We start from the raw sequence: 22,107 nt of genomic DNA on the forward strand, positions 1-22,107 counted from the left end.
GCCCGGAAGGCATTGCTCGGCAATGGCTTCCGGGCCCTACGGCGTCGCGACCGCGGAATCCTGTGTGGCGGTCGGGGCTCCGGTGAACAGATCGATGAGGCCGAAGGGGGCGCGGTCGCCGAGACACAGGTCGAGGATCTCGTAGGCGTCCTCGTAGAAGGCAGCGGCACGCGGGAACAGTTTGTCCTCGTAGGCGGCGAGGGCCGCTTCGATGTCGTTGGGGTGCGCCGCGATGGCCAGGGCGAGTTCGGCGCCGTCGAGCATGGCCAGGTTGGCGCCGTCGCCCGAGGGGGCATGAGGTGGGCGGCGTCGCCGAGGAGGGTGACGCCGGGTACGCGGCGCCAGCGGTGTCCGGTGGGCAGGGTGTGGATCATGCGGGCGACCGGGGCGGTGTCGGAGGCGGTGATCAGCGCGGTGAGTTCGGGGGCCCAGCCGTCGAATTCCGCTGCTAGACGGGCGATTACCGTAGCGGGATCGCTGAAATCGAGGGTGGCGATCCATTCGGCGGGGCGCGTCAGCTCGACATAGGTGTGCAGGGTGCCACCCGCTTCGCGGTGGGCCACGATGCCCTTGCCCGGTGTCAGCGCGGACATCGCGCCCTCGCCCACCGCCTTGGCCGTCGCGGGATGGCGGGTGTCGGCGTCGTGGAGGTAGGTCTCGATGAACGTGACGCCGATGTATTCGGGTGTGGCAGAAGACAAGAGCGGGCGAACCTTCGACCAGGCGCCGTCGGCGCCGACCAGCAGCTCGGCGACCACCGTCTCCCCGTTGGTGAACGACAGCTCGTGGCGGCCCTCGCCGAGGGCGCGAACGCCGCTCACCTTGTATCCCCATCGCACCGTCTGCGCGGGTAGCGAATCGAGCAGGATGCGGCGCAGGTCGCCGCGCAGTACCTCGGGGCGGGTCGCCGTGCCGTCGTCGGGGAGGTCCAACAGAACGGTGCCGTGCGGGTCCAGGACGCGGGTGGCTTCCGCGCCCGCATGGATGATGGCCCGGAATTCGTCGGTGAGCCCGGCGACCTCCAGCGCCCACTGCCCATCGTTCGGGTGGATGTCCAGCTGGCCGCCCTGGGTGCGGGCCTGCGGGGCGGGATCGGCCTCGTAAACGGTCGCGGGGAGGCCGTGGACGTGTAGGACGCGTGCGAGCGTGAGACCGCCCAGGCCAGCGCCGATGATCGTGACTGGCGTTGTCATCGTCGTACTCCTCTCGAATCAGCATTGGAACGTTGTTCCATAGCCACTTTGGAACAACGTTCCATTCGTGTCAAGATGGGTGTCATGACGACCACAACGCGACGGACCGGGCGGCGTGCGGACGGGCTGTCGAAAGACCGAATCGTCGAGGCCGCGATCGACATCCTCGACACCGGCGGCGAAAACGCCCTGACCTTCCGGTCCCTCGCCGCGCGTCTGACCACCGGAAGCGGGGCGATCTATCACCATGTCGCCAACAAGGACGAGCTGCTCGCGGCGGCGACCGACGCGATCATCGCCCGGGTCGTCACCGAAATGGCCGAAGCGGATACGCCGCGACAGACGATCCGAACCCTCGCGCTCGGGGTGTTCGACGCCATCGACGCGCACCCGTGGGCGGGCGCGCAGCTGTCACGAGAGCCGTGGCAGTCCGGGATGCTGCGGATTCTCGAGGGCATGGGTGCGCAACTGCAGGCGCTCGGGGTTCCCGAGCATGCGCAATTCGATTGCGCCACAGCGCTTGTCAACTGTGTGCTCGGCCTCGCGGGACAGTACGCCGCGGGCGCGCGCCTGGTACCGCCCGACACCGATCGGGCGGCCTTCCTGGCCACTGTCGCGGCCGAGTGGACGCGGCTGGACGCCGACCAATACCCCTTTGTCCACCGAATCGCGGCCCAACTGCGCGATCACGACGACCGCGAGCAGTTCCTCGCCGGTATCGACCTCATCCTCGGCGGCATCGACACGCTGAACCGCAAGCCATGAGCCAGACCACATTCCGCCGCCGATGTGAGGCTGTGGCGGACGACTGTGCCTTCCGTCCCAACGCATTGCCGATCGGCGTCGCGGAATCCTACGCTCGCGAACGGTCCACTGTTTTCTCCGAATGACGAAAGGCGGTTCCTCATGACGACGCTCATCCTCGCGGGCATTGTGACAGCGGGAGTGTTCGCCTTCTTCCACGATCGAAACAACATGGACTTCCGCGCACGCGAAATCGCCGAATACCGCAACCGGAAGTAACCACCGAGCCCGGGTGAACCGGATCTAGCGGCTGGAGGTTCGTCCAACAGCCGCCATCGCCCCCTCCGCCGGTGTTGGACCTTATGCGTCTTCGAATGACATGTGATGGCGATTACATTTGCCACTTCCACCGCATCACATGTCCGCCCGGAGAACATCCATGTCCACCCCCGACCTCACCCGCAGCCCCCTAGCCCGCGCAGCCACCTGGCTCTCCCTCGTAGCAACCCTCGCCGCCCCCGCCTGCGCACTCTTGATCCTCATCTACCACGCCCTGTGACCCCCGCTCGACCACGGACTTGATCTTGTCGAGGGTGGTGTTCATGCCGTCGAGCATCTCGACGTCGAAGTTCTGCTCACCGCCGAGGATGTGCTCGACGATGATCCGGGAAATCCATTTCGTCCCCTCCGGCGGCACGTCGCGGCGGTGGATCAGGCGTGAGCCCGTGGCGGTCGGTGTGATCTCGAAGGACCAGACGCTGTTGTTCGACAGGGTCCGGAAGGCGACGGCCCGGCCTGGCTCGAAGCGTTCGATGCGCGAGACCGTCGGCCAGTACTTCCGTCCGCGGTGGTTCCAATTCACCGTGTGCGCGCCCTGGCGGATCGTGCCCAATGGCCGCATGGCCCGGCACTGGTAGCTCCACTCGGGCATCCGCCGCAGGTCGGACACCACGCTCCAGACCTGGGCCGGTTCAGCGTCGATGTCGATGGTGGCGGTGAGATTCGTCTTGGTCACGGTATGCCTCTTGTAGAAAGAAAGGGACGGATGCCATCGGTTGATGATTCTAGTAATCATTTGATGGCATGGTCAATGCGGATGATGGCTCAGCATGGCCGCGGGCGATAATGGCCGAATGCCGAAACGCCTCCCGCCCAAGCCCGAACGCGCGGCGACGTCGGGTTCCGACGCCGCCACCGACGAGCCCGGTGGTTCGACGCGCGAGCGGCTGCTTCGTTCAGCCCTGAAACTGTTCGCGGACAACGGCTTCGCAGGCACCACCGTCGGTGACATCGAGGGCGCGGCCGGGCTGGCCCCGCGTGGCGGCGGCTTCTACCGGCACTTCACTTCGAAGGAGGCCGTCCTCGCCGCGGCGGTGGATCACCGCATCCGGGAGACCGCGCAGGCACAGGCGGCCGTGCTCGGTCTACTACCCCTGCAAGACCTGCGTTCGGAGCTCACGCTGACCTGCCGCTGGCTGTTGGCCGCCATCGATCAGCAGCGCGATCTGTTCCGTTTCGTCGAGCGCGACGGCGACCGCTTCCCCGAACTCCGCGACCGAATCCGGGTGCAGCTCATAGACAGTGCCCATCGCGCCGCCGTGGAGTTCACCACGCGCTGGGCAGGCCAGACGAGCCACCCATCCCAGGATCCGGAGGCCTCCGCGGCCATCATGATCGGCGCGATCTTCAATTACCAACGCGCACAATGGACCTACGGGCATCCCCCGCTCGATGTCGACGCCGACCGATTCGTCACCAGCTGGGTGAACTACTGCTACGACCTGATGACAGGAACCGCCAACCCGACCCCGAGCTGATCCTCGCGCCAGGTCCGTCTGCGGCTCCGGCCCAATCGTCCGGGAAGGTGTAGGGCACAAGCTCATTGATAGAGAGAAACGGCCCCTCCTGCAGTCAGGAGGAGCGCTTTTCAAGCGGTGAAGACGTCATCGAGGCTCTCGGCGGCAAGCACTCGAGCTGCCCACATACGCAGCCGACCTGCGTCGGCCCCGCGCACAACATCCTCGACCTTCACCGGCACGGCCCCGAACTTCAGCGTCAGCAAGTCGAGCAGCGCCTCCGCCCGCCCCCGCACCTCGCCACGTGCCTCGCCCTCGGCGCGGAGTCGTTCAGCCGTTGTCACGATGACCTCCTAGGCATGGGGCGCGGCCATCGTGGGAGGCATCACCGCGCGCAATTCACCGGCCATCTCCTTCGACCGGCCCAGGACCTGACGGAAGTAGGCGTCGTGCGGATTCGGTGGATTGTCGGCCACACTCGGGCAAGCTAGTCTCGATCGGACTGTGACACACCGGTTTCGCCGGGGTGGGCGGCGACACACGTCGAGGTAGACGGCGGGTCGGGGTGTGGGGTGGATTGACAAAGAAAAAGGTCTCCCTCTGTAGTAGAGGGAGACCTTCTCTGTGTCCGGAGGGGGACTTGAACCCCCACGCCCTAATACGGGCACTAGCACCTCAAGCTAGCGCGTCTGCCATTCCGCCACCCGGACCGGTGGTGCTCAGCAAGGTTATCGGATCGGACCGCCTGGACCAAATCGGCCGATTTCCTGCGGTTTCACCGAGCAGCCAGACGCGATGGAGTGGTTGCCGCCGGGTCGATTTCGCGACCCGGCAGGCCACTCCCCGATCTCAGGCCTTCAGGGCCTCGAGCAGCGCGGCGCGCTGCCGGGAGCCCAGACCGCCAATGCGACGGTCGGCGGGGATCTCGGCCTCGTCCATCAGCTTGGCCGCCTTGACCGGGCCGATGCCCGGGAGCGCCTTGATGACGGCCGACACCTTCGTCTTCTTGACCAGGTCCTCCTTGTCGGCGCGCTTGAGGAGTTCGCCGAGGCTGAGCGAGCCCTTCTTGACCTGCGCGATCATCTCCGAGCGAGCCTTGCGAACCGCGGCGGCCTTGGCCAGCGCCTCGGAGCGTTGTTCGGGGGTCATGGTGGGCAGAGCCATATGTCCTTACCTTTCACTCGTTCGCTGGTATTTCGCCGACGATTCAACAGGACAGTAGGCCTTGCGCAAGTACGACACACCGCGTAGACGTGGCCGACACGTCGAGCGACCGGCGAATTACGGCCTTCGGGTACCCGCGGCGGGCACTTCGGACACCGGTCACCTGACCAGGTGTTTGCTGGAAAACGTAGCTGGCAAATACGGGACGCCGCGGGCGGTATCGGTACTACGGTATGCGCGAACATCACTCGGCACCGGCGGAAGGCGGGGCAGATGAAGGGGTCGTATTCGTACGCCGAACCGGCTGCGACCGCACCACCCCTGGCGGAACGATACGACAGCGCGGAGCCCGTGACCTGGAACGGAGCCCAGGTCTATCCGCTGCACTCGGAGGCCATCGGCGTCTCGCCCACCACGGTCCGGCTCACCCTGCGCACGGCCGCCCCGCGGCCCGGGGTGCGCAGCCTCGGCATCGGGCTGGGCGTGGACCGCGGCGACGTGTTGCTGGGCGGCCGCCGACTCAGGGGGGTTGACGTGTGGAGCGATGCCATGACCGGTGGCATCGACCTCGAGGTGTGTCCGACCGGAGCCGACGCGGCCATCACGCTGACACCGGTCTGGGTGGACGAGAGCGAGGCCACGGTGTCGTGGTCGGGCAACTACGGGATGCTCATCACCCGCGAACCCACCATGACCGTCCTGCACTGCAGCACCGGGGTCGGCCCGCCCGATTTCGGTGAGCTCGTCGTCGAACTGACCGTCGCCCTCACCCCGCCCGCCCCCGAACCGCGCGCCGAAGCCAGTCGCTATCAGAACGCGCTCTACGAGCTCGGTGTGGCGATGCAGAGTCGCGGCGACGAGGTCCAAGCCTGCCAACTGTGGACGCAGGCAGCCGAATTCGGGCACCTAGCCGCGGCCTACGACCTCGGCGTGCTGCGCTACCGCCGGGGCGAGTTCTCCGAGGCCGAACACTGGTGGCGCACCGCGGCCGAACACGGCGACGCGCGCGCCATGGCGGGGCTCGCGGAACTGTTGAACCGGCGGGGCAATGTCAGCGAGGCGCGGGTGTGGCGGGCCGCCAGCGCCGCCGAATCGCACCTGGGCTGATGGCAGTCGGTGCGAATCGGCGTGCGCTGCAACCTTTCTCGTCAGGCGGCGGATTTGTAGCGGCGCAGGTACTCCCCCGTCAGTGAGACCGGGTGGGTCAACAGCTGCGCGGGCGTGCCGGTGAAGACGACCTCTCCGCCGTTCTTACCGCCGTCGGGCCCCAGATCGATGACCCAGTCCGCGTGCGCCACCACATCCAGATTGTGTTCGATGACGATGACGGTATTGCCGCGCTCGACCAGGTTGTCCATGAGCGTCAGCAGGGTATCGACATCGGACATGTGCAGGCCGGTGGTCGGCTCGTCCAGGACGTAGACGGTGTCGGTGTTCTGCAACTGCGTCGCCAGCTTGATGCGCTGACGCTCGCCGCCGGACAGGGTGCTCATGGCCTGACCCAGGCTCAGATAGCCGAGGCCGACCTCATTCATGGTGCGCAACTTGGCATTCAATGCCTTCTCCGGGAAGAATTCGGCGGCCGCCTCCGCCGAGAGCTCCAGCACATCGGCAATCGACTTGCCGCGCAGCGTGAGTGCGAGGACCCGGTCGGAAAACTGGCGGCCGTCACAGGATTCGCAGTGTGTGGTCACCGGATCCATGTAGGCGATCTCGGTGATGATCACCCCGCGGCCGCCGCATTCCGGGCACGCGCCGTCGGAATTGAAGCTGAACAGGCTCGCGGGTTCGCCGGTGGCCTTGGCGAACAGCTTGCGAATGGGATCCATGAGGCCGAGGTAGGTGGCGGGTGTCGAGCGCGAGGACGCGGCGATGGCGGACTGGTCGACGAACACCGATTCCGGGTATCGGGCCAGGAATTCGTCTCGGATGAGACTGCTCTTACCGGAGCCCGCGACACCGGTGATCGCGGTGAGAACGCCGGTCGGGATGGCGACGGTGACATCTTTCAGGTTGTGCGCCTTGGCATTAGCTACCGTCAGCTCGCCGGTCGCGGTCCGGAAATCGTCTTTGACTCGGAAGGTACGGCGCAACCCCGCGCCGGTGAGCGTGTCGGCCCGCTTCAGTTCCGCGAAGCTGCCGGTGAACACCACCTCGCCACCGTGCGCACCGGCCCGCGGCCCGACATCGACGATGTGGTCGGCGATCTGGATGACGTCGGGATCGTGTTCGACGACCAGGACCGTATTCCCCTTGTCCCGCAGCGCCTCCAACATGCGGTTGAGTCGCCCCACATCGCGCGGGTGCAGGCCGACGCTGGGCTCGTCGAAGATGTAGGTCATTCCGACCAGCGTGCTGCCCAGGTGTTTGATCATCTTCAGGCGCTGGCCTTCGCCGCCGGACAGCGTCGAGGTCGCGCGGTCGAGACTCAGGTAGCCGAGCCCGATATCGGCGACGCGCTGCAGGGCGATCCGGGTGGCATCGGCCAGGCCCACAGCGGCCGGATCCTCGATCTCGCCCAGCACCTCGATCAGATCGGTGATCTGCAGCCGGGTCCAGTCGGCGATGGTGCGGCCATTGATCTTGGTGGCCAGCGCCTTCGGATTCAGGCGAGCGCCTTGGCACGACGGGCACACGCCCTCGGTGAGGAAACGCTGGATCTGCTCGCGGGTCTTCTCCGACAATCCGGAGGTGTCGCGCTTGAGCCGGGTTCGGGTGAATTTGTCCACGAGCCCTTCGTAATTGGCTTTCCAGGTGCCTTTCGCGAAAGACAATTCCACTTTGCCGCCGCTGCCGTGCAGCAGCTCGTGCCATTCCGCGTCGTCGTAATCGGCGAGTTTCTTGTCGGCGTCGAAACGGCCAGAATTGACGTACATCTGCCAATCACCGCTGCCGACGTTGTAGCCGGGCAGCAGAATCGCGCCCTCGTTCAGCGATTTCGTGCGGTCCACGAGTTTGTCGGGGTCGGCGGTGATGGCCACGCCCAGCCCGTCGCAGTCCGGGCACATGCCCTGCGGTGTGTTGAACGAGTAGTCGTAAACCAGCCCGGTCGACGGAGATCCGAAGCGCGCGAACAACGCTCGGATCAGCGCGTAGATATCGGTCATGGTGCCGACCGTGGAGCGCGGTCCGCCGCCGACCGCCTTCTGATCGATGATGACCGGCGCGGTCAGGTTCTCGATCGCCTCGGCGTGCGGGCGCTCGTAGCGGGGCAGGAAATTCAGGACGAAGGCCGGAAAGGTGGCGTACAGCTGCCGCTGGGATTCGATGGCGATGGTGTCGAAGACGATCGACGACTTACCGGAGCCGGACACCCCGGTGAATACGGTGATCTTGTTCTTGGGGATGTCGATCGAGACGTTGCGCAGATTGTGCTCGCGGGCGCCGAGGACCCGAATCGTATCGGTGGAGGCGAAGGGCATCTGCCCACCATGCCATTCGTACCCCCCTCAACGTGCGGGGAATTGTGATGCAAATCACAGTCTTTCGGGCTGAATCTCCGGGTCCGCCCCCGATTGCCGAACGGTCGCGCCCATCTACAGTGGCGGTCGATCGCGCGGCCGACACCGCCGCGCACGACCCCCGAGGAACGCATGATGAACACCGCGCGATGGACGGCCGTGGCCGCCGCCGCACTAGCCGCAACCCTGCTGTCCGGCTGCTCGGATGTCGAGAAGGCCCTCAACAAGGGCGGCGACACCACCTGCAGCGACTACCTCGCCCAGAACGCCGACACCCAGCGCGTCACCATCACCAAGTTCATCAAGCAGCAGACCGGCAACGACCACGAGCCCCCCGGCACCCAGGTCGACCTCTCCATGGCCGCCGTCCAATCCCTCTGCCAGGTCCAAGCCAACAAGGACACCCAAATCAAGAACGCCAACCTCCTCGGCATCCTCCACTGACCCACGAATCCCCCGCCCGCGCACCCCATTTCGCCTGGCCCAGCCCCGATTTCCCTTTCCCCCAACCTCTCCGCTAATCTTGTCCAGCATCACCGGTCCGGGTGGCGGAATGGCAGACGCGCTAGCTTGAGGTGCTAGTGCCCGTATTAGGGCGTGGGGGTTCAAGTCCCCCTCCGGACACTACGAGGCGTGAATTCCCTTGCTTGGCAAATGAATTCACGCCTTCTCGTTTCCAGCCGTATCGAACCCCCAGCGGCTGCGATCGGTTACCCGGCATGGCTTTTGGTGGCCGCCTACGTGAAGTCGAGTCTGACATCGAGGGAGGCCATTTCCTCGTCATTGACGGTGTAGCCCCGAATCTGGACCACGCACCTGGTATGCGCGACGGTGGGTGGAATCCTCACAACCACGCCGAGGGTATGGTCGCCCTTCTGGAGCGGTGCCGTCGCATCAATGCTCCAGTCCATCGGGTCGAACAGGTCGTAAGTGCGATGAAGTACCTGGACGACCCCGAATTTGACGGTGACATCGAGGTAGGCGCCCGGCTCGATCTCCCGGTCGGCTCGAGCCACGATCGTGGCCTTCAGATCGGAGCCAGGCTTGGGCGGATCGGGCGCGATCACGATCGACTGGATCTGTATCGGATCACTGAGCGAGCTGGTGTCGACATAGTGCCAAGCGCTCATGGTCACTACCGTTCTTCGTTGATTCCACTGTGCGGAGTATCCGACGCCGAGAATCCCCGCTTCCGGCTCGGTGCTGGACCTCAATCTTCGACGACCAGCAACCCGAAGAATAGGTCCGATTGTCACCAGAACCGACTACCGAATGCGATTGCGCGCAAACAGTATTCCGATCATTATCAAGCTTCGCGTCCGCCGAGGCGGTCGTCTCGGCGGCCGAGATGTAGGCGCTGTCGGCGGTGCTCGGCCTCGACTCTGATCTCGACCATCTCGGCCATTGACGGATTCGGTGGTGTGGGTGGTCCGGGAAACAGGTGGCGACCGGGCCACGGGGTCCAGACCTAGGATCGTCGCATTTCACGGGCCGGACTCTGTTCCCCGTGTTCGGACTCTGACGGGAGAACCGACGTGTCCGAGCGAGACGCTGTCGAACCATCGGCCGAGGCGCTGCGGGCACAGCTGCGAATGTTCTGCTGCCTCATGCTCGGTTCACCCGACGCCGCCGACCGCGTGCTTCGGCAGATCTACCGGCGGGAGCCGGATCACCTGAGCGCGCAACAGAATTGGCCGTCGGAACGGGTTCGGCTGTGCAGTATTGCGGCCGAAATCTGCGGGGTCCGGCGATAAGACCCCTAACCGTCAACGGCCGGATTCGTGAATGCGCTCTCGCCCGCGGTGGCGATCACCGCCGCCAGGTCTTGGATGAGCCATTTTCCACAGACGCAGCGCAGATAGCGCACGTCCCCGTGGGTGGAGACGAGGGTGGGGGTGGGCCAGGAGCAGGTGGGGCAGGTGGCGGGCATGTCTCCACCCTGCTGTAATGACCTAGTGCATTTCAACCCTTACGGTGGTGTGGCGGCCGAAATCGCGGCTCGACTGGTGAACGCGGCACCCGATCAGGACCTTGAACAGTTACTGGTCGCGGCCGGTTACCGCCCCGTCGGACCGATCGATTGCCGTCAGGAGGCCGAATTACGCCGCTGGATAAGGGAACTCGACGCGGTGTTCAGCAACCCCTCGGTCGAGGTGCTCAATACGCTGCTCGCCGAGACCACCCATCGCCCCTACATCTCGACCCACGACGGCCGGTCCCCGCACCTGCACTACTCCCAGGAGACCGCACCCATCGACGAACGCGTAAAGGCTTACACCGCATTCGGTTTGGCCACGCTGTTCTGCGACGACCCCACCCGCATCGGCCGATGCGCCCGCGAGGGCTGCGCCATCGTCTTCATAGACACCTCTCGAAACGGCAAGCGCCGCTTCTGCTCGACCCGCTGCTCGACACGAGTGCACGTGGCCCACCATCGACGCCGTAACCCCTCCTGACGTGCGGGAGGTCCTGGCGATCAGTGGGTATGCCCGGACGAGCCGTGTCCCGTGTGGTCGTGGTGGGCGTGTTCGTCGGCGGGTGCGCCGCCCATCATGCGCAGCATGGCGATACCGCCCGTGCGGATGAAGCGCAGCACGAGCAGCGCGGCGAGCAGCAGGAAGACGATATTGAGCCAGGTGGTGTAGTTCCAGTGGATGCCCTCGGCCATCACCATGGCGTTGCGCTCGCTGGGGATGAGACCGGTTGTGCCGAAAACGATCTCGACGAAATAGCCCGCTCCGACCATGGCGGCGTAGAAGGTGCCCAGCAGGGTGAGCATCATGCGGGTGCCGTAGTACTTGCGATAGATGTTCAGGATCGGCAGGATCAGCAGGTCCGCGTAGATGAACGCGATCACACCGCCGAAGCCGATGCCGCCGTTCCACAGCACCGCGGCCAACGGCACATTGCCGATCGAGCAAACGAACGACAGAATCGCCACCAGCGGTCCGACAATCGGGCTCCAGATCGCCGAGAGCAGCGGATGGTCGGTCAGAAAGAACTTCTGCCAGAAGGTATCCGGCACCCACGCGCCGATCGCACCCGCGATCAGTAGCCCGATCACCAGGTCGCGCAGAATCGCGGCCCATTCCATGACGAAGACATGGGACACGGCGGTAACGCCCTGCCGCGACAACAGCCGCCGAAGGAACGACCCCTCCGTCGGCACCGACATGTCCATGGCCGCATGGCCTTCCATCGATCCGGCCACCCCCTTCTCGGCCTGGTCGCGGGCGGCGTCCACCAGCCGGGAACGCACGAACAGCCGGAACAACACCGCCAGCAGCACGATCATGATCGGTCCGCCAACGAATTCGGCCGCGGTGAACTGCCAGCCCATCAACAGCGCCAGAATGATGCCGAGCTCGACGACCAAATTGGTCGAGCCGATCTCGAAGGCCATAGCCGCGGTAAAGTTCGCCCCCTTGCGAAACAGCGACCGCGCGAGTGCCACCGCCGCATACGAGCACGACGACGACGCCGCCCCCAGCCCAGCCGCAACCGCGAGCGTCCGCGGCCTGTCATCACCAAGCAGCCGCACGATAGTGGACTTACGCACCACAGCCTGCACCAACGCCGAAAGCGCAAACCCAAGAATCAACGCCCACAAAATCTCCCAGGTCATCGACCCGGCCAAGCCCAGTGCATGTCCGATCGCACCCATCGCCACCCTCGTCTCATCTGCACCGTCGATCGCCGTCCCCACCCGCCCGCAAGCCTATACCCGGTACAGGTATGCATCAACCGATCGACGCCCGAGCCCAGCCACGCCGACCAATCACAGGCATACAGCCCGCTGGACTTTCACGCGTGAACTGCAGTTCGAAAAAGCCTGTGAGTGGGCGATCGCCTACTACTCGAAGATCTTCGCGAGCGTTTCGGCGGTGAGTATGCGGGCCGTCCACTGTTGAAGCTGGTCGATCGAAGAGTTGCGGACCCGCTCTGCGACGGAAGCGGGAACGGGTCCAAACCGCATCGTCAACAATTCCAGGAGGGCCTCTGCGCGCCCCTCCGCACGTCCTTCGGTGCGCCCCTCCGCACGTCCTTCGGTTCGTCCTTCGGCACGGCCCTTCGCTTCGAGTCGTTCCGCGGTGGTCATGAGTGCCTCCTTGGCTTCGGGTCCGAGCTGGTCGACCACGGTTCGACATCGGCGCACCTTTCAACCACCCCCCTGTGGGAGTGAGCGGTCGCCTACTGCTCGAAGATCTTCGCGAGCGTTTCGGCGGTGAGTACGCGGGCCGTCCACTGTTGAAGCTGGTCGATGGAGGAGCTGTGGACCCGCTCTGCGATGGGGGTGGGGACAGGGCCGAACCGCAATGCCAGCAGTTCGAGGAGGGCCTCCGCGCGTCCCTTCGCTACGAATCGTTCCGCGGTGGTCATCAGAGCCTCCTTGGCCTCGGGTCCGAGCTGGTCGACCACGGGTTCCAGATCGGTGCGATCGGTGTCACCCATAGACAGAATGTACGTCAGGGCCGCCTCTAATTCCCCGCTACCGGCGCGTGCCAGCGTGCCCAGATAGCGCATGATCGGGCGCAGATCCTCCAATCCCAACCGGGGCTTGCGGGGTGCGACCTTCAGTAGGAAGAAGAGGGTTGCCACCGCCGGTGTCAGCTCTCTGGCCAGCAGGGCGTCCACGTCCACGGTCGAGAGGTCGTCGACGACGTATCGCCAGCGGGGCAGGTAGTCGGCGAGGGATGTGCGGGAGGCGGCGTCGAGGTCGATCACCTCCGACAGGTCCAGGGGTGCGGTCCAGTGTCCGCCGGAGGGGTCGCAGAACAGGACCACCGGGAACACCATCGGTACGGTGTTGGACTTCGGGTTGTCTTTGAGCCAGCGCCGCCAGAACGCGATCTCGTATTCGGCCAGGCGCACCGCCATCAGCGGATCGGAGCTGCTCTGGTGTTCGAGCAGCAGATACAGGTAGGCCTCGCGGTCGTCGTAGCGGGTGCGGTAGAGGATGTCGGTGCAGCGGGACTGTAGCTCGTGGGAGACGAAACTACCCGGAACCAACTCCAATTCGTCCCATTGCAGGCGCGCGGCAACCTCTTTCGCAACCAACGGCCGCAATTCGGTAGCGGCGTCGGCAGCACGGGACATGACATGCCGAAAGTAGCAATCGTGCCTATTCCACGGTGACACAGCTATATTCGAGCAATCTACGCCGAGAACGCCTGCTGCGAGGCCGCTTACGAGCGCCTTCCGCGCGACACGCGGCGACGCGTCCGTGGGGCCGGGGCGAGGGCGACCTGTTGGTTTGGGTGGTTGATGGTGTGAGGCTCGACAAAATTGGTGGCAGCCAGGTGGCAAATTGATTAGGCTAAGGAAAGTGTTGGGCTTCCCGGTTGCGCCGGTGTTGTCGTAGGGCCTGTCCGACAGTTGGAGAGTAGCGCTTTTTGCGCACTGATTCGGTCGCCGAAATTCTTGTGGCGGGCGGTGGCGGATGGGCTTGAACCGGGCCGTGTGCTGCCGATCCTCGAGCAGAGTTGGCGATATTCGAGGTCGAACGTCTGGGACGTCGGCTGATTGAACCCCTTCGGGGCGGTAGCGGTGCAGGGCGTGGGCCCGCGTATCCGTAGATCGTCGCACCCTAGGAGGCAGACCTGTGAGGCCGGGAGTTGTAGCGCCCCAGACCGATATTCGACACACTCCCGGTGACACTCCCCCGCGCAGCACCTTCGGGTCGCTTCGAATTCGCAACTACCGCTTGTTCTTCACCGGCCAGGTGGTCTCGAATATCGGCACCTGGATGCAGCGGATCGCGCAGGACTGGCTGGTGCTCAGCCTTACTGGGTCCGCGGCCGCGGTCGGCATTACGACGGCGCTGCAGTTTCTGCCCATGCTGTTGTTCGGCCTCTACGGCGGAGTGCTGGTGGATCGGCTGCCGAAACGGCCACTGCTGGTGTTCACCCAATCGGCGATGGGTGCGACCGGGCTCGCGCTCGGTATGCTCACGCTCAGCGGTCATGTGCAGGTGTGGCATGTCTACGCAACGGCTTTCGTGCTCGGACTGGTCACCGTGGTGGACAATCCGGCGCGGCAGACCTTCGTCTCGGAGATGGTCGGACCGGACCAGTTGGCGAACGCGGTCAGCTTGAATTCCGCGAACTTCCAGTCCGCCCGGCTGGTCGGTCCCGCGGTCGCGGGCGTGTTGATCGGGGCCATCGGCAGCGGCTACGCGTTCGTGTTCAATGGCCTGTCGTTCCTGGCACCGATCGCGGCGCTGCTGCTGATGCGCACCACCGAATTGCGTGAGGTCGAGCGCACCCCGCGCGGTAAGGGCCAACTCCGCGAAGGCCTGCGCTACGTCGCGGGCCGTCCCGAACTGCTCTGGCCGATCGTGCTGGTCGGCTTCATCGGCACCTTCGGATTCAACTTCGCCATCTGGCTCACCGCCTTCACCCACTCCGTCTTCCATTCCGGTGCACAGACTTACGGCCTGCTCAACACGTTGATGGCGGCGGGCTCGCTGGCCGGTGCCCTGCTCGCGGCCCGGCGCGGCACCTCCCGGTTGCGCATGCTGGTCGTCGCCGCCCTGATCTTCGGCCTGCTGGAAATGGTGGCCGCCATCACCCCGTCGTTCTGGCTGTTCGCCCTGCTGCTCATCCCGATCGGCATGTTCGGCCTGACCGTGAACGTGACCGCCAATTCCTCGATCCAAATGGCCACCGACCCGGCCATGCGGGGCCGCGTCATGGCGCTCTACATGATGGTCTTCACCGGCGGCACCCCACTCGGCGCACCGCTGGTGGGTTGGATCACCGACACCTACGGCCCCCGAATCGGTTTCGCCGCGGGCGGGGCGATCTCAGCCCTCGCCGCGCTCACCATCGGCCTGATTCTCACCCGCATAGCGGGCCTGCGCCTCCGCGAGCTCCACGCCCCCGCCACCTGGCGCGAGGTCGTGAAACCCGACCTCGCGCCCACCGGGCCTGCCCAACCCCGACAGCCGGAATCGGTTGGCACCCAACGCCATTCAACCCAGCATCCCGCGGTCAGCCGCGCACATGCAGCCCGAAGCCAGTGCGTCCCACCGGCTCCAGCCCCTGCTTCAAGTGCAGTGACGGTATCTCGTAGTCGCCGAAGTTCTGCTGCCGGAACGCGATCGGTTCGGTCGATTCTAGGGTGAGCAGGCGATGCTCCCAGGCCTTGGCGACATCCGGATAGTCCGAATCGGTCATCCGGTCGGTGCCGTGGAGCACGAACGGCGGCAATACCTCGATGCCCGGGTAGTAGAGGATGCCGTGGTGGATCGGGAACAACAGATCGTCGATGGGTCCATTGATTCCCCGTGCGGCGTAATGCGATTCCGGTCCACCGGTCGTCACCGATAGCAGCGCCCTTCGGCCCACGAGGGTGCCTTCGCCGAAGCGCTCACCGTATTTGGTGTCGCTGTGCTCGCCGACGCCGTAGGCGAAGTGGAAGGTGAATACCCGGTCCACCCAGCCTTTGAGGATCGCGGGCATCGTGTACCACCACAGCGGGAACTGGAAGATGATCATGTCGGCCCACAGCAGTTTCTCCTGCTCGGCACGGACATCGGGAGTGAGCGCCCCGGCATCGAAGGCGCGCCCCGAGTCCCGGGCGACCTGCAGCGGATTCGAGGCGTGCGGGCCGTAGTCCGCGGCATCCACGACCGCCTTCCAGTTCATCGCGTACAGATCGCTCACCTGCACTTCGTGCCCGGCCCCTCGCAGCGTGGACACCGCGAGATCCTTCAGCGATCCATTGAGCGAGGTCGGCTCCGGGTGGGCGTAGACGATCAGCGTCTTCATCAGAACTCCTTGGGATGTTGGTCCCTCGAGCCTGGCTGCCGCGACGCCCGTCATTCAGGGGCGGGTTTTCCGTCGGACCGGACTTCCTGGTAATGACAGGACCACCCTGCCCGGCGAACATGCCGCAATACTGGGGGCATGGACGATCTCGCGAGCTTTCTGCGGACCCGGCGCTCCCGGGTCGATCCGGCGGCCGCCGGTATCCCCACCGACAGCCGTCGGCGGGTCGCGGGACTGCGCCGCGAGGAGGTCGCGCATCTGTCCGGGGTCAGCGTCGACTATTACGTGCGGTTGGAGCAGGGCCGCGCGACTCAACCCTCCGATCAGGTCCTCGATGCGCTCGCCCGGGTCCTCCGCCTCGACGACACCGAACGCGGGCACCTCTTTCGACTCGCCTGCCAGCGCCGCCGTCGCGCCAAGGCACCCGGCAGAAGAGTCCGGCCGGAGTTGCTGCGCGTCCTGGATCTGGTCCCCGACGCCCCCGCCCTGATCATGAACCACCGACTGGACGTGCTCGCCGGGAACCGCCTGGCCGGGCTCCTGTTCGGCCGCCCGATACCGGGCCTGAACACCGCCCGCCACCTCTTCCTCGAGGAGGACGAGCGCGGCCTGTACGCCGACTGGGAGCAATGCACCCTGGACGTGGTCGGCCACCTCCGCCTGGCCGCGGGCCACTACCCCGACGATCGGCGTCTGGCCGCCCTCATCGGCGAATTGGCAATGGGCAGTGACCGTTTCCGCCGCCTCTGGGCCCGCGCGGACGTGCGCGCTCGCACCCATGGGCGCAAGGCATACCGGCATCCCTTGGTCGGCCTGCTGGAGCTGCATCAAGAGAATTTCGCCCTCCCCGACGAATCGGGCATGGAAATGGTGGTGCTGTCGGCCACTCCGGGCACCCCGGCCTGGGACGGGCTGCGCCTGCTCGCGGGCCTCGGCACCGAAGAGAGGCAACCCGCTCCGAGCGACGGGCAGACCGCAGAGTACCGCGCCTGAAGATTCGTCTAGACCGATTCCCCAAAGGCCGCTCGCGCCAGTGAGCGGCCTTCTTGCGTGCCCTGTCCTGGCGCTATGCGCATCGTCGATCGCCAGGTAGCGGATCACCTTGTGACACAGGCGCATTCGTAATCTCCAAGCACGGGATTTCGCCAGCGTGCCACCTGGGTTAGAGGCCGGTGGCGGCTCGGGGAAGAGCTGACGAATTGACGCCGCGGGCCATTGTGCCGCCCAAAGGTCTAGACCACCATCGCTGCCGACCGTCATCGACGGTCGGGGCTATGGAAAGGACTGTCCATGAATGGAATTCGCACGCGCGGGCGACACAGACGCGCGACGGCGATGGCGGCGGCGGGAATGTTCGTCGCGGCCTTGGCGGCCGCGGTCGGCGCCGGGCCCGCGCAGGCGGCGACCAGCGCGAATCTGATCGTCGATCCGAGCGGCAACGATGTCGCGCAGTGTTCGCCGAACGGGCTGGACGCGATGACCGTGCCGGGCTGGATCGTGCGGAGCGGCTCGGCCGAGGTGGTGTGCTACGGCGCGGCGGGTGGCTATCCCACCCACTCCACGACCGGCGCGTCGTCCACCGACAAGGGCTTCTTCGAAGGCGGCGGCACCGGCGACTCGACCCTCGAACAGGATGTGAACGTCTCCGCCGCGGCATCCCAAATCGACACCGGCAGTGTGCCTTTCACGCTCTCGGGCTGGCTCGGCGGCTTCGCGTCCCAGAACGACCGGGTCGCGCTGAAGGCCACCTTCCGCAACGCCGCGGGCGCCGCGATCGGCTCCGCGGCGCAACTCGGCCCGGTCACCGCCTCCGACCGCGGCAACACCACCAAGTTCCTGCAGAAGACCGCCACCGGCAAGCTGCCCGTCGGCACCCGCACGGTGGAGATCGACCTGATCTTCACCTATGCCGCGGGCGATTCCCTCGACGGCTACGCCCACGACATCTCACTCACCATCGGTGCGAACCTCCCCGCACCGACGCTCACCGCGCCCGCCTCGCAGGTTCCCGGATTCGACCACGTCTTCCTGGTCTACATGGAAAACGAGAACTACGAGAACATCATCGGCAATTCCGCCCAGGCCCCCTACATCAACAGCCTGCGACCGAACGCCAGCACCCTCTCCTCCTCCTACGCCACCACCCACCCCAGCGACCCGAACTACGTCGCCTTCGCCGCGGGCGCGCTCTACGGGCTCACCGGCAACAGCATCCTGTCCACCACGATCGACGCTCCCCACATCGGCAACCGCGTCGAGGACGCGGGCAAGAGCTGGAAAGCCTACGTGGAGAACCAGAACGGCAACTGCGACACCACCGCGCACGGCCACTACTACCCCGACGACGTCCCGTTCTGGTACTTCAAGAACATGAAGACGAATCCGTCGTACTGCCAGGCACATTGGCAGCCGCTCCCGCAGATGGTCACCGATCTGCAGAGCGCGTCCACGACGCCGAATTTCGTCTGGTTCGCCGCCGACGGCTGCGACGACATGGAGGACTGCGGCATCGCCGCGGGCGACGCCTGGCTGAAGAACACCCTGCCCCAGATCTTCAACTCCCCCGCGTGGACCCAGCAGCGCTCACTGCTGATCCTGACCTTCGATGAGGGCGCCACCAAGGCCTACGGCCCGAATTACCCCAACCGTGTCCCGACGCTCCTGCTCGGCTCCACCGGCACCGTAAAAACCAACTTCACCAGCAACCAGCGCACCGACCAGTACGGCCTGCTCCGCATGACCGACCGCGCGCTCGGCCTGAAACCCCTCACCGCCAACGACACCTACGCACCGACGGTCAACGACGTCTGGGCCGCCCAGCCTGTCACACCGTAATCCGAACCGGCGGTTCCGGCCGGGACGCCCGGGCGGAACCCGCCGCTGTCCGACATTGGGAGCGGGAGTCGCCCCTTATCGGCGCTCGGACAGTAGGCTGGTTGGTGGTCCCGGTAATTGCCGAGCCACCCGAACCTGTCGGAGAGGCGAATGTGGCAACGACCGCACCCCAAACCAATGATCACGATTCCACGCGGGCGTATCTGAAGCAGATCGGCCGGGTTCCCCTGCTCACGGCGGAGGAAGAGGTCGACCTCGCGGTCCGCATCGAGGTCGGACTCTATGCGGCGGAGAAGCTACGGGACGAATCCACGGAGCCTTCGGGTCTCACCGCCGCGCGTCGCCGGGACCTGACCTGGGTCGTGCAGGATGGCATGCGGGCCAAGGACCATCTGCTCGAAGCCAATCTGCGCCTGGTGGTGTCGATCGCCAAGCGGTACTCCGGCCGGGGCATGGCGTTTCTCGATCTCATCCAGGAGGGCAACCTGGGTCTCGTGCGAGCGGTCGAGAAGTTCGACTACAGCAAGGGATTCAAGTTCTCGACCTATGCCACCTGGTGGATTCGCCAGGCGATTTCCCGCGCCATGGCCGACCAGTCCCGCACCATTCGCATTCCCGTGCACATGGTGGAGATCATCAACAAGCTCGGCCGGGTACAGCGCGACATGTTTCAAGAATTGGGCCGGGAGCCCACACCCGAGGAACTCGCCGTGGAACTGAACATCACTCCGGCGCGGGTGCTCGAGATTCGACAAATCGCACGCGAGCCGATCTCCCTGGACCAGACGATCGGTGACGAGGGTTCCAGCCAATTCGGCGACTTCATCGAAGACTCCGAGGCCGTCGTGGCCATCGACGCGGTGGCATTCACCCTGCTCCAAGAGCAACTGGGAGCGGTCCTCGACACCCTCGCCGACCGCGAGGCCAGCATCATGCGCCTGCGCTACGGCCTGGACGACGGTCAACCCAAGACCCTCGACGACATCGGAAAGATCTACGGCGTCACCCGCGAACGCATCCGCCAGATCGAATCGAAGACAATGTCGAAGCTCCGCCACCCCTCCCGCTCCCAAATGCTGCACGACTACCTCGAATAGCCAACGGCCCGAGACGATCCCGGGAGGCTAGTGCTCACCGCGAAAAGGCGCGTGGGACAACGTGTTGTGGACCATGGTGGTCAGGGTCACGATGTCGAAGATCGGGATGCCGAGCAGATTCTGGAGGGTGTGGCGGTACGGAACGAGGTCGGTGCATTCGATGAGTAGGGCACCCATGTCGGGGTTGTGCGCCGCGAGGCGGGTGACTTCGTCGACGACTTCGGATTCGAGACGACCGGAGTCGAGGTCGGGGCGGCGGCCTTCGAGGATGACCTCGCGGAATTCCGGGTGGGTCGCCATTCCCGCGACGCAGATCGGGATGGATTCGCCGCCAATGGCTTTCAGGTGGCGGTGGGTGAGGGACTGGGCGTCGGCGACGAGCAGGCCGATCTTGCGGTCGCTGGGGAGCATGCGGTGGATGAGCGGTAGTTGGATGAGGCTCGAGGTGTAGAGCGGGATGTGGACGGAGTCGGCCAGGCGCTGTTGGAAGATGACGAGGAAGCCGCAGGCGGCGGTGATCGCCTGTACGCCTTTGGATTCGAGTTCGCGGGCCGCGTCGATGAAGGGGTCGAGCAGGGTTGGGTCGGCTTCGGTGACGACGCGGCGCGGGGTTGCGCCGTGAACGACGCGGTAGACGACCGGGAAGTCGAAGGTGGACGGGTTGCGGATGTGGCCGGGGAATTTGGTGAACGCCGTGTCGAGACACAGGACGCCGATTCTGGTGTCTGCCATGCCATTGTCGATTCAGTGGGATGGGTCGAAACGGTTCGGCCGCAAGGGGATCGGGTCGGTGATCGGGTATTCGCCCGCCAGCAGCTGGCTGACGAGTTCGCCGGTGGCGGGTGCGAGCCCCATGCCGATGTGCCCGTGCCCGGCCGCCACGAGGAGGTTGCGGAGATCACCGGCCGGGCCGACCAAGGGCAGGCTGTCGGGGGTGCACGGCCGCAGACCACTCCAGGTCTGCACGGTCGGTGTGTCCTCGAAGCCGGGTAGGTACTCCCGAACGGCCTTCAGCAACGCCCGGATTCGCCGTTCGGAAACCGTATCGCTCATGCCGGTCAGTTCGAGCTGACCGCCGATCCGCACCCGGTCGCCCAGCGGAACCATCGCCACCCGAGCCTCGCTCAACAGCACCGGCAATCCGGGCGCGCTCGGTGGCGCGGCCACGGTGAGGCTGTGGCCCTTGATCGGCTGCAGCAACAGATCGACACCCACCATGCGAGCACACTCGGCACTCCACGCGCCCGCCGCGATGACCACGGTGCCGGGTCGCAGCTCGCCACGAGTAGTACTGAGCCGCACGACATTCCGGCCCTGCACACCGAAGTCGATGACCTCGGTGTGCTCGTGGATCTCCACGCCGGACTCGCGCAGCACCCGCCCGAATTCGAGCACGAAATCCGGGACGTGCAGATACGCACCTTCCGGGTTGTACAGCGCCCCATGGATATCGAACGTGGTCTTCGGCGCGAGCTCGTCGAGCTCCCCCGGCTCCAGGACTCGCAGCGGCACCCCACCGGCGACCGTGCGTGCCACCGCCTTACTCGCCTCGGCGAATCCCTGTGCGGTCTTGAATGCCAACACGATTCCGGGTGACTCGAGCAGCGCCGCCAACTCCTCCGACGACCCGCACAGGTCGAGCAGGATCGCGAGACTGCGCTTCTTCATCCCGATCAACGCCCGGAACCCGTCCACCGCCGCATCGGCCGAGCAGGCACGCCGGAAATGCGCCAGCCAGCGCGCCAAGTCGGCGTCCCGACGCGGCTCGATGTACCACGGCGAGTCCGGATCGGTCGCGCCCGGCACCGCGAGCGCGAGCATGCCGGGCTCGGCCAGGGGCGCGGCACCGTGGGTGCCGACGAAGCCCGTATTGCCGGAGGAACACGATTGCGGCCCGCCCAAGCCCCCACGCTCGAGCACGGTGACCGCGGCCCCGCGTCGACGCAACTGCTGTGCGCAGAACAGTCCGACGACTCCCCCGCCGATGATCACCACATCCGGGTCGACGCGCCCGGGGAACCCCTGATCGCCGTCCACGACAACGA

At 65.7% G+C, this 22,107-nt stretch carries 21 protein-coding genes, 2 tRNA genes and 3 pseudogenes; 11 read left to right on the plus strand and 15 right to left on the minus strand.

What is annotated here, in order from left to right; all coding sequences use genetic code 11:
- Positions 1-36: 36 nt before the first annotated feature.
- Positions 37-1,193: pseudogene (locus tag VMT40_RS22800) on the minus strand (FAD-dependent oxidoreductase).
- A gap of 84 nt (positions 1,194-1,277) precedes the next feature.
- Between VMT40_RS22800 and VMT40_RS22805 the strand changes: the two are divergent.
- Positions 1,278-1,958 (plus strand): TetR/AcrR family transcriptional regulator, encoded by a 681-nt coding sequence (locus VMT40_RS22805; RefSeq protein WP_326360663.1) that lies wholly within the window; start codon positions 1,278-1,280, stop codon positions 1,956-1,958.
- A 448-nt stretch (positions 1,959-2,406) separates the two neighbouring features.
- Here VMT40_RS22805 and VMT40_RS22810 read toward each other — a convergent pair whose 3' ends face one another.
- Positions 2,407-2,952, minus strand: a complete 546-nt coding sequence (locus VMT40_RS22810) for an SRPBCC family protein (RefSeq protein WP_442790035.1) — start codon at positions 2,950-2,952, stop codon at positions 2,407-2,409.
- Positions 2,953-3,070: 118 nt separating this feature from the next.
- Between VMT40_RS22810 and VMT40_RS22815 the strand changes: the two genes are divergently transcribed.
- Positions 3,071-3,754: a TetR/AcrR family transcriptional regulator gene (locus tag VMT40_RS22815; RefSeq protein WP_326360665.1), complete on the plus strand. Its 684-nt coding sequence runs from the start codon at positions 3,071-3,073 to the stop codon at positions 3,752-3,754.
- Between the two features lie 110 nt (positions 3,755-3,864).
- Here VMT40_RS22815 and VMT40_RS22820 read toward each other — a convergent pair whose 3' ends face one another.
- From VMT40_RS22820 to mihF, 4 genes are all read right to left on the minus strand, one after another.
- A complete protein-coding gene (locus VMT40_RS22820; RefSeq protein ID WP_326360666.1) occupies positions 3,865-4,077 on the minus strand; it encodes a hypothetical protein in 213 nt (70 codons plus the stop codon).
- A 9-nt stretch (positions 4,078-4,086) separates the two neighbouring features.
- Positions 4,087-4,209, minus strand: a complete 123-nt coding sequence (locus tag VMT40_RS22825) for a hypothetical protein (RefSeq protein ID WP_326360668.1) — start codon at positions 4,207-4,209, stop codon at positions 4,087-4,089.
- A gap of 149 nt (positions 4,210-4,358) precedes the next feature.
- A tRNA-Leu gene (locus VMT40_RS22830) sits at positions 4,359-4,443 on the minus strand.
- A gap of 139 nt (positions 4,444-4,582) precedes the next feature.
- Positions 4,583-4,897: an integration host factor, actinobacterial type gene (gene mihF, locus VMT40_RS22835; RefSeq protein WP_033091590.1), complete on the minus strand. Its 315-nt coding sequence runs from the start codon at positions 4,895-4,897 to the stop codon at positions 4,583-4,585.
- Positions 4,898-5,170: 273 nt separating this feature from the next.
- Between mihF and VMT40_RS22840 the strand changes: the two genes are divergently transcribed.
- Positions 5,171-6,004, plus strand: a complete 834-nt coding sequence (locus VMT40_RS22840; RefSeq protein ID WP_326360669.1) for a tetratricopeptide repeat protein — start codon at positions 5,171-5,173, stop codon at positions 6,002-6,004.
- Positions 6,005-6,045: 41 nt separating this feature from the next.
- On the opposite strand, the gene VMT40_RS22845 is transcribed toward VMT40_RS22840, so the two are convergent.
- Positions 6,046-8,319: an excinuclease ABC subunit UvrA gene (locus tag VMT40_RS22845; protein ID WP_326360670.1), complete on the minus strand. Its 2,274-nt coding sequence runs from the start codon at positions 8,317-8,319 to the stop codon at positions 6,046-6,048.
- 174 nt (positions 8,320-8,493) lie between these two features.
- Between VMT40_RS22845 and VMT40_RS22850 the strand changes: the two genes are divergently transcribed.
- Together VMT40_RS22850 and VMT40_RS22855 are read left to right on the plus strand one after the other, a co-directional pair.
- Complete coding sequence (locus tag VMT40_RS22850; protein ID WP_326360671.1) at positions 8,494-8,802, plus strand: hypothetical protein; 309 nt, start codon at positions 8,494-8,496, stop codon at positions 8,800-8,802.
- Positions 8,803-8,897: 95 nt separating this feature from the next.
- A tRNA-Leu gene (locus VMT40_RS22855) sits at positions 8,898-8,982 on the plus strand.
- A 113-nt stretch (positions 8,983-9,095) separates the two neighbouring features.
- On the opposite strand, the gene VMT40_RS22860 is transcribed toward VMT40_RS22855, so the two are convergent.
- Positions 9,096-9,488 carry an ML domain-containing protein gene (locus tag VMT40_RS22860; RefSeq protein WP_326360672.1) on the minus strand — a complete coding sequence of 131 codons (393 nt, stop codon included), beginning with the start codon at positions 9,486-9,488 and terminating at the stop codon, positions 9,096-9,098.
- A gap of 405 nt (positions 9,489-9,893) precedes the next feature.
- On the opposite strand from VMT40_RS22860, the gene VMT40_RS22865 reads away from it, so the two are divergent.
- The gene (locus VMT40_RS22865; protein ID WP_326360674.1) at positions 9,894-10,112 is read left to right on the plus strand and encodes a hypothetical protein; all 219 of its coding nucleotides are present in this window, start codon (positions 9,894-9,896) and stop codon (positions 10,110-10,112) included.
- A 5-nt stretch (positions 10,113-10,117) separates the two neighbouring features.
- On the opposite strand, the gene VMT40_RS22870 is transcribed toward VMT40_RS22865, so the two are convergent.
- Positions 10,118-10,288, minus strand: a complete 171-nt coding sequence (locus VMT40_RS22870) for a hypothetical protein (RefSeq protein WP_326360675.1) — start codon at positions 10,286-10,288, stop codon at positions 10,118-10,120.
- A gap of 25 nt (positions 10,289-10,313) precedes the next feature.
- Here VMT40_RS22870 and VMT40_RS22875 point away from each other — a divergent pair, with 25 nt between their 5' ends.
- On the plus strand, positions 10,314-10,814 hold the full coding sequence (locus VMT40_RS22875) for a CGNR zinc finger domain-containing protein (RefSeq protein ID WP_326360676.1): 501 nt from the start codon (positions 10,314-10,316) through the stop codon (positions 10,812-10,814).
- Positions 10,815-10,834: 20 nt separating this feature from the next.
- On the opposite strand, the gene VMT40_RS22880 is transcribed toward VMT40_RS22875, so the two are convergent.
- The 3 genes from VMT40_RS22880 to VMT40_RS22890 form a co-directional block, all read right to left on the minus strand.
- Positions 10,835-12,022, minus strand: a complete 1,188-nt coding sequence (locus VMT40_RS22880) for a permease (RefSeq protein WP_326361729.1) — start codon at positions 12,020-12,022, stop codon at positions 10,835-10,837.
- Positions 12,023-12,211: 189 nt separating this feature from the next.
- Entirely contained in the window at positions 12,212-12,457 is a 246-nt protein-coding gene (locus tag VMT40_RS22885) for a DUF4351 domain-containing protein (RefSeq protein ID WP_326360677.1), read from the minus strand.
- Positions 12,458-12,549: 92 nt separating this feature from the next.
- Positions 12,550-14,031: an Rpn family recombination-promoting nuclease/putative transposase gene (locus VMT40_RS22890; RefSeq protein ID WP_326360678.1), complete on the minus strand. Its 1,482-nt coding sequence runs from the start codon at positions 14,029-14,031 to the stop codon at positions 12,550-12,552.
- On the opposite strand from VMT40_RS22890, the pseudogene VMT40_RS22895 reads away from it, so the two are divergent.
- Positions 13,961-15,232 (plus strand): annotated as a pseudogene (locus VMT40_RS22895) (MFS transporter); the annotation flags it as partial. The gene VMT40_RS22890 and the pseudogene VMT40_RS22895 overlap by 71 nt on opposite strands.
- A gap of 118 nt (positions 15,233-15,350) precedes the next feature.
- On the opposite strand, the gene VMT40_RS22900 reads toward VMT40_RS22895, so the two are convergent.
- Entirely contained in the window at positions 15,351-16,130 is a 780-nt protein-coding gene (locus VMT40_RS22900) for an NAD(P)H-dependent oxidoreductase (RefSeq protein ID WP_326360679.1), read from the minus strand.
- Positions 16,131-16,268: 138 nt separating this feature from the next.
- Between VMT40_RS22900 and VMT40_RS22905 the strand changes: the two genes are divergently transcribed.
- The 3 genes and pseudogenes from VMT40_RS22905 to VMT40_RS22915 all read left to right on the plus strand — a co-directional run.
- A complete protein-coding gene (locus VMT40_RS22905) occupies positions 16,269-17,123 on the plus strand; it encodes a helix-turn-helix transcriptional regulator (protein WP_326360681.1) in 855 nt (284 codons plus the stop codon).
- A 297-nt stretch (positions 17,124-17,420) separates the two neighbouring features.
- Entirely contained in the window at positions 17,421-18,965 is a 1,545-nt protein-coding gene (locus VMT40_RS22910; RefSeq protein ID WP_326360683.1) for an alkaline phosphatase family protein, read from the plus strand.
- Positions 18,966-19,144: 179 nt separating this feature from the next.
- Positions 19,145-20,062 (plus strand): annotated as a pseudogene (locus VMT40_RS22915) (RNA polymerase sigma factor); the annotation flags it as partial.
- A gap of 27 nt (positions 20,063-20,089) precedes the next feature.
- Here the strand turns inward: VMT40_RS22915 and VMT40_RS22920 are convergent.
- A complete protein-coding gene (locus tag VMT40_RS22920; protein WP_326360684.1) occupies positions 20,090-20,794 on the minus strand; it encodes an aspartate/glutamate racemase family protein in 705 nt (234 codons plus the stop codon).
- Positions 20,795-20,806: 12 nt separating this feature from the next.
- A complete protein-coding gene (locus VMT40_RS22925) occupies positions 20,807-22,099 on the minus strand; it encodes an NAD(P)/FAD-dependent oxidoreductase (RefSeq protein ID WP_326360685.1) in 1,293 nt (430 codons plus the stop codon).
- Between the last annotated feature and the right edge of the window lie 8 nt (positions 22,100-22,107).

Origin of the sequence: Nocardia sp. CDC160 (genome assembly GCF_035818795.1) — a bacterium.
In the GTDB taxonomy this organism is placed as follows: Bacteria; Actinomycetota; Actinomycetes; order Mycobacteriales; family Mycobacteriaceae; genus Nocardia.

Coding starts and splice junctions, on each gene's coding strand:
- mihF (WP_033091590.1), bottom strand. CDS start 4,897: ATGGCTCTGCCCACCATGACCCCCGAACAACGCTCCGAGGCGCTGGCC.
- VMT40_RS22910 (WP_326360683.1), top strand. CDS start 17,421: ATGAATGGAATTCGCACGCGCGGGCGACACAGACGCGCGACGGCGATG.
- VMT40_RS22880 (WP_326361729.1), bottom strand. CDS start 12,022: ATGGGTGCGATCGGACATGCACTGGGCTTGGCCGGGTCGATGACCTGG.
- VMT40_RS22920 (WP_326360684.1), bottom strand. CDS start 20,794: ATGGCAGACACCAGAATCGGCGTCCTGTGTCTCGACACGGCGTTCACC.
- VMT40_RS22860 (WP_326360672.1), bottom strand. CDS start 9,488: ATGAGCGCTTGGCACTATGTCGACACCAGCTCGCTCAGTGATCCGATA.
- VMT40_RS22900 (WP_326360679.1), bottom strand. CDS start 16,130: ATGAAGACGCTGATCGTCTACGCCCACCCGGAGCCGACCTCGCTCAAT.
- VMT40_RS22845 (WP_326360670.1), bottom strand. CDS start 8,319: ATGCCCTTCGCCTCCACCGATACGATTCGGGTCCTCGGCGCCCGCGAG.
- VMT40_RS22850 (WP_326360671.1), top strand. CDS start 8,494: ATGAACACCGCGCGATGGACGGCCGTGGCCGCCGCCGCACTAGCCGCA.
- VMT40_RS22870 (WP_326360675.1), bottom strand. CDS start 10,288: ATGCCCGCCACCTGCCCCACCTGCTCCTGGCCCACCCCCACCCTCGTC.
- VMT40_RS22805 (WP_326360663.1), top strand. CDS start 1,278: ATGACGACCACAACGCGACGGACCGGGCGGCGTGCGGACGGGCTGTCG.
- VMT40_RS22905 (WP_326360681.1), top strand. CDS start 16,269: ATGGACGATCTCGCGAGCTTTCTGCGGACCCGGCGCTCCCGGGTCGAT.
- VMT40_RS22885 (WP_326360677.1), bottom strand. CDS start 12,457: ATGACCACCGCGGAACGACTCGAAGCGAAGGGCCGTGCCGAAGGACGA.
- VMT40_RS22815 (WP_326360665.1), top strand. CDS start 3,071: ATGCCGAAACGCCTCCCGCCCAAGCCCGAACGCGCGGCGACGTCGGGT.
- VMT40_RS22840 (WP_326360669.1), top strand. CDS start 5,171: ATGAAGGGGTCGTATTCGTACGCCGAACCGGCTGCGACCGCACCACCC.